The sequence below is a fragment of the Deltaproteobacteria bacterium genome, from assembly GCA_020845775.1.
GTDB lineage: Bacteria > Bdellovibrionota_C > UBA2361 > SZUA-149 > JADLFC01 > JADLFC01.
Genome location: JADLFC010000073.1, coordinates 1 through 6,946, shown reverse-complemented (window position 1 = coordinate 6,946; position 6,946 = coordinate 1). Strand labels below are relative to the sequence as shown.

At 47.2% G+C, this 6,946-nt stretch carries 3 protein-coding genes; 1 reads left to right on the top strand and 2 read right to left on the bottom strand.

What is annotated here, in order from left to right:
- Positions 1 to 1,368: signal recognition particle-docking protein FtsY (gene ftsY, locus IT291_04760; protein MCC6220537.1), on the bottom strand; the 1,368-nt coding region annotated here is incomplete at its 3' end.
- Positions 1,369 to 1,446: 78 nt separating this feature from the next.
- Positions 1,447 to 4,755, bottom strand: a complete 3,309-nt coding sequence (locus IT291_04755) for an AAA family ATPase (GenBank protein MCC6220536.1) — start codon at positions 4,753 to 4,755, stop codon at positions 1,447 to 1,449.
- 644 nt (positions 4,756 to 5,399) lie between these two features.
- Here IT291_04755 and IT291_04750 point away from each other — a divergent pair.
- Positions 5,400 to 6,946 (top strand): TIGR03960 family B12-binding radical SAM protein (locus IT291_04750; GenBank protein MCC6220535.1); only part of this gene is annotated, 1,547 nt, incomplete at its 3' end.

Genomic DNA, 6,946 nt, shown 5'->3' with positions numbered 1-6,946 from the left:
GAGGAGCTCGTCCTTGTCCTCAAAAAGCGCATCGACAAACTCATGTGCAGAAAATGCGCGTAGATCTCCTGCGGTTTCTCCTATCCCTATATAGCGAACGGGAATATTTAGCTCGTCTTTAATGGCTACTACTATACCGCCCTTGGGCGTGCCATCTAACTTAGTAACAATAACACCTGTTAGATTGCTAAGCCCATGAAACTCCCTCGCTTGCTGCAGTGCATTCTGTCCAGTAGCAGCATCCAGCACCAGCAGAGTCTCATGTGGCGCTCCGGGCTGCTCGCGGGCAATGATATTAATGATACCTCTTAGCTCCTCCATGAGATTTACACGCGTGTGCAACCTGCCGGCAGTATCAATAATCACTACATCGAAGTTGCCATTTATTCCCTTGTGGATAGTATCGTATGCCACCGCCGATGGCTTGGCGCCAGGGTTACCGACTACAATGTCAACCCCGATCCTCTGCGCCCAAATTTCTAGCTGATCTGTCGCGGCGGCCCTAAAAGTATCACAAGCGCCTAACAACACCCTAGCACCTTGATTTTTAAAATTCTGTGCTAGTTTCGCAATAGAAGTCGTCTTGCCAACGCCATTTACACCCACCATTAGAACGACTAATGGCTGACCATCGCGCTTCTGGGCAATTATTTCTGGATCTTCATTGTTAGAAACTATCTGCAAGATTTTCTGCTTTAGATGTTCGCGTAACTTGTCTTCGGTAACCCGACTTCCCCCTGTTAGCGCGACACCATCAAAAAGCCCGGCCATGAGTTTTTTTGTCGTCGCAACACCTAAATCGCTTCCAATCAAGAGTTCCTCGATTGCTTCCTGCTCCTCCCTACCCAGAACTGGCTTTTTAGAAAAAACCGATTTTATGCGCGCAAGAAATCCCTGTCTTGTCTTGCTCAAGCCATCCGTAAGCGTTGCCGGCTCCTTGCGAACTTCGCCCAGTGTCTCAACTGCTTTTTCTTTACCCGCTGGCCTTTCCCAGCCACCGACGTCGACGCCCCTCTCCTCCGCAGCTACAGCCACCTCGCGCGATAATTTTAAATTTTCCGCCGCTAAACGCTCTTCCTCGCGCAATATGTATTGTCTCTCCTCCTCAAAAAGTCGCTCCGACAAAACACTAGTGTCGCTAGAAAGTCGCTCAAGCTGTGCGCGCAGAACTTCGACTTCCTTTTTAAGCTTAACAATGTCTGGGCCAAGCTGACCCGATAGGCTGTCAACCTCAGTTCTAAGTTTTTGAAAGTTAGACACCAATCTCGACGCACTGAGCGAAATCTTATCGCGCCCCTTGAGCGCACTAATGGCAAGCGCCAGAATAGCTATCGCTAAGGCAATTAGAACCAGTGGATCAGCCGCCATGAGATCGACTTCAGCTAACCTCTGCATAAAGGAATCGAAAAACTTGCTAATATTTACTTCCATATTCTTACCTTCTCTCTATTGACCAACCGCGAACTGAAGCGATTGAGCTGCTTGCTCCAAACTAACTGAAAGGGCCTTCGTAACGCCCTTCTCCTGCATAGTAATCCCTACGAGCTTGCCCATGGCCGCCATAGTGTCTTTGTTATGAGTGATAATGAGAAACTGCGTCCGCTCGGAAATATCAGCTACCAATCTTAAAAACCGGTCAAGATTTGCATCGTCTAAAGGAGCATCCACCTCATCCAAAACGCAGATTGGCCCTGGCCTATATAAGAACATGGCCACCAAAACCGCAACCGCCACCAAAGCCTTCTCTCCACCTGAAAGTAAATCCATGCTGGCGAGTTTTTTCCCGGGAGGACGCACTACGATCTCTACTCCACTAGCAAGTGGGTCATCCGACTCAATTAACTCTAGATGCCCAGCGCCACCACCAAACAGCCTAGGGACTAATTCAGAAAAACGAGCATTTACAAATTCAAATGTTTCCATAAATCTGCGACGCGAGACATCTTTTAGCTCCTTTATGGTTTTTGCAAGAGTAGAATTAGCCGCCTCTAAATCTTCCCTTTGAGCACACATTTCTTCCAATCGCTTGCTCTCTGCCTCAAACTGCACCAAAACATCTTTGTCAACCTCGCCTTCTTTCTCCAACCTACTACGCAACCGCAATACTTGCTCATTTAAAGACTGAACATGTCGCTCTAATCCACCATCCTTTTCAACGGCTCGCTGCACCGCTACGATTTCTTCTTCACTCGGCAGAACCCACTCTCGCTCTGCATACCGCGCCTTTATGTCCTCGATAAGCATAGAAAGCTCCATGCCAGATCTTTCGACCCTAAGCTGAATGGCATTGCAGCTCCGTATTTTATCCTCCTTGCTGCGCCTCGACACATCGAGTCTTTGGCCAATCTGAGCAAGCTCGAGTCTAAAAGCATTCCTCCTATCGAGAATAAGCCTCATTTCCTCATCTAAGGTCTTTAAAGCTACGTCGATCTCCTTTTCTTGAGTGGAATCTTCCCTCTCGCGAGCCTCAATCGCAAGCTCGATCTCGCGCTGCTGGCTACTAAGCTTCTCTTCTTCGGAAACGATATTTTTTCGCTTGCCTTCTAAATCTAACGTTTCGCTTCTAAGTTCCTTTATTCTAGCCGTCTCAAACTGTATTAAGCCATTTAGAGTTGCAGATTCACTTGTAAAAGAAGTAATAAACTCGCGCGTGCGCCGTTCCTTCTCTCGGTCCAGCTCAATTCGACGACGCGACACTTTTTCTAGCTCTACCTTTTTTTTGGCAAGCATTTCGCTTAACTCATTAAAACGAGTTTTTGCCACATTATGCGCCTTGGTTTGCTCCTCAACTCTTAGCGAAAGCGAAACGAAGGCAACTTCCTCTTTAGCTACACTCCACCCCCAGTTCCTCAACAACTCGCCACTAAGTGTTACTACGCACAATCCCTCAACCGCTGTTTGGCCGAGTTTTTGGCGCACCTCGTCGAAAAGACCGACTGCTTCTTCTATATCCTTTGCAATGAGTACATTTCCAATAAGGGCGTCGAACGCATTGCTAAACCCTTCCCTAATTTCGAGCTTTTCAATTAGCCTTCGCGACGAAAAGCTCTCCCGCAACAAAGAGGACAAACCAGTTGGCAATACACACTTATCGACAACGCCAAGCGAACAAGTATCAATGCAACCCTCTTTCTCAACCGATGCCCTTAACGCCAACACGTCATTAGCTACTACATATATGGCCCTGTCGCCCAAAGCCGCTTCCAGCGGGGTCTTAAACTCATCCGATACGCTTATACCACTTAAAAGCGCTTGCACCGATTCGCGCTTAAAAATTTCGCGCACGTTCTTAGAAGCTCCACCCTCGCGCTTGCGAATTGCAGGGGCAAGCTGTGCCGATAGGGCGCGAACTTCGCTCTCGAGGCTCGCTATCCGCACGCGTTCGTCCGCAACTGCCGCCGAAAGCTGTTTTACAGAATCGACTAGCTCGGACTCGCCTTGTCTTACAAGTGCTAATTCCTGATTAGCGCCGCTAGTAGCGGCCTCCAACTCTTCCTTGGCAAGCTTTTTGCGGTTCTCTAGCGCAACTAGCGAATCACGCGCCGTTGATAGAGCCTTTTCCCTACGCTCGATCTCGGCATTAGCCGCAGTTGTGCGATCCTGATTAACGCGCAACCTATCGCTGAGAACGTGTAATCGTCCCTTTACTTCAGCCGCTTTCACTAAAACTTCATTCTTGCGAGTGCGGATTGCTTGGAGCTTTGTCGATAATTCGTCCTTCCTCCTTCTAATGACATCGAGCAAACTGTCCTCTTCCTCCATTTTAGCTCTGTGCTCAGTTTCCGCCTTGGCAAGCAGAGCTAAATTGCCGTCAAAAGAATTGAGTTCTTCTCTGGCCTTGTCCAACTGAGATTCTATCTCTTTCCGGTTAACAAAAATTGAAGCGGCTTTTGCTTGAAATAACTGCTCGTCAACCTCTCTAAGACCATGTTTTAACTCATCGCGCCTCTTCGCCCGGCTCGCCTGGCGGCGCAAGTACGCTACTTGCTTTTCAACTTCGTCAATTAAATCAGAAAGGCGCGCCATATTGGCAGAAGTCCGTTCCAGCGAACGCTCGGCAGCCTCTATTTTTACGCGAAATCCAGAAATGCCGGCTGCTTCCTCTAGCAACTCTCGGCGTTCGGTAGGTTTCTTTGAAATGAGTTCGCCAATCTGTCCTTGCTGAACAATGCTTAAACCTCTGGCACCCAGACCAAGCACTCTATATAGATCCTTTAAATCGCGCAGCCTACAGGGAACTTTATTTATAAAATATTCGCTCTCCCCAGACCTGTACAGCCGCCGCGTTAGCTGAATCTCCGCCACATCGAGAAGCCCTGGAATGGCTCTAACAAGATCTCTTAAACAATCGCCGTGGCTTAAAGCCACTTGCGCCCCGTTCGTGCACACTACTTCATCGGCTGAGACGCTATCCTGATCTTCAGTTGGGACGTCAATATCAGCTAAATCAGCTTCCTCGTTGTTCTCTGCAATTCCAGAGGCCGCCCATCCTTCAGCCGGCCTAACGGTTATAGACACTTCCGCCATGCCGAGCGGCCTTCGGCTCTCCGAGCCGTTAAAAATGACGTCCTCGAGCACATTCCCCCTTAGCTGCTTGGCATGAGTTTCGCCTAATACCCAGCGCAAGGCATCGACTATATTTGACTTACCACATCCATTTGGACCAACAACGCCAATAAGGCGCTCATCGAGATTTAAAACAAAGCGCTCGACAAAGGACTTGAAACCGAAAATATCAATACGAGTGACTCGCATAGGGACATACTCTATAAGATTACAGCATATTTAGTCAATTTATGATTTATACATATTTCTTGTCTATAAGATCGCACTTAGGGCAAAATCGCAAGTCATATCATTTACAAAATGGATTTTTGTAAATGATACGACTCGCAAGCGCGTAAGCACTTGCCAATAAACGACAAATACCGCTTTGGAAAAGTAAAATAGTTAACTAACTTTTTGAAAACGGTATACAGATTCGCGCAAAAAAAGCCATATTGGAACTATGTCATCATTTATAGAAAAACACGAGAAAGGTAATGGAGCAGCCGTCTCAGGCGAGATACAGGTCGTAGTTAAGCTGATATTGCTTATCGTGAGCTTGATGACTGCGGGTACGATCGGATTTAGCGCGATAGAGGGATGGTCCATCCTTGACTCGTTTTTCATGACCGTAATCACTATTCCCACGGAATTACTTTTAATCCGCACCGAGATAGCGTAATAGAAGCAGAGTCGACCATGATAGTCTTGGGAAAACGTTCCTCCATAGAAAAATTGACCGAAATCGTAGAATCAGAACGATCCGCCTAATGTTCATGCACAGAGCCAAAAACTAGGAAGACCTGGAGCAACAAATAAAAAATGGGGGAAACTTTAACTAGTGGAGAAATCATTTGGAGTTGTTAAACCCGAGCCACACTTTTGATTTTATAGAGTCTCACCTACTAGAAGTTCAGAAACCTGGCCAATATATAGGTAGTGAATATAACAGCGTCATTAAGTCTGATGCCAATGTTCGCATGCACTTTGCCCTAGCATTCCCAGATACTTACGAGATAGGCATGTCTCACTTAGGTCTCCAACTTCTCTACGAAGTAATAAACCGGACTCCTCAATACTGGGCTGAACGCGTCTTTATGCCTCTACCCGACATGGAGAAGTTGCTTGTCGAGAGTGACTTTCCACTAGTATCGCTCGAATCAAAGCGCCCGCTGCGAAATTTCGACATCTTGGGTTTTAGCCTACAATACGAGCTCTGCGCCACCAATATCTTAGCCATGCTTGACATGGCTGACATTCCGTTTCTCGCAAGCGAACGCAACATGAGTTTTCCGCTGGTGATTGGGGGTGGACCTTGGGCTTATCATGCCGAGGCTATTGCACCTTTTTTCGATGCGTTCTTCTTAGGGGATGCTGAAGAGGCTATCGAAGAAATTATATGCACGTGCCTTGCGTTTAAGGATGCGAAACGCACTGACAAGAACGCACTTCTCGCAGAGTTAGCCACCATAGAAGGAATTTACGTCCCCGCACATTTTAACGTCGACTACGATTCCACACGCCCCGTGCTGACCACTCCCGCAAAATCCACTACGAGCATTTCCACGTCGCGCAGGCGATTGCTTAATACTTTAAGTGGAGCAACTACTCTCGTTAACCCCATAGTGCCTAACGTAAAAACGGTTCACAATCGCTTGAGCGTCGAACTGATGCGCGGCTGTGTGCGCGGTTGTCGCTTTTGTCAGGCTGGTTTTTTGTATCGCCCACAACGGGAAAGGCGCCCAGAAGAGGTGCTAGATATTATTGACACGGCCCTTTCTCATAGTGGTTTTGAAGAAGTCTCCTTGATGAGCTTAAGCACAGCCGATTATTGCTCCATTCTTCCTCTAGTTACTGAAGTAATGAATCGCTACGCAGACGAAGAAAAATTGGCAGTATCGTTTCCATCAACTAGAGTCGACGCTCTAAAACCAGAACTGTTGGAACAAGTACAAAAAGTGCGCCGCACTGGTTTCACCGTGGCACCTGAAGCGGGAACTCAAAGGCTTCGCGACGTCATCAACAAGGGTGTTACAGATGAGCAGATTTTAGAAACCTGTAAGAATGTGTTTCAAATGGGCTGGAGCGGAATTAAGCTTTATTTTATGATTGGCCTACCTACTGAAACTATTGAAGACGTTTTGGGAATCGTCCATCTCGCGCGTCGCATTAAGGGTTTAAAGGAAGCAAAGGGGAAAAATATCACTGTAAGCGTTTCTACTTTAGTGCCTAAGCCACACACTCCTTTTCAGTGGTCAGCACAATTACTCCCAGCTGATGTGAGCGAGCGACATAAACTGCTAAGAGATGAATTGCAGAAAAGTAGGATTGCCTTTAGATATAGCGATTCTTTTTCAACATTGCTGGAGGGAGTGTTATCCCGAGGGGATAGGCGATTGTC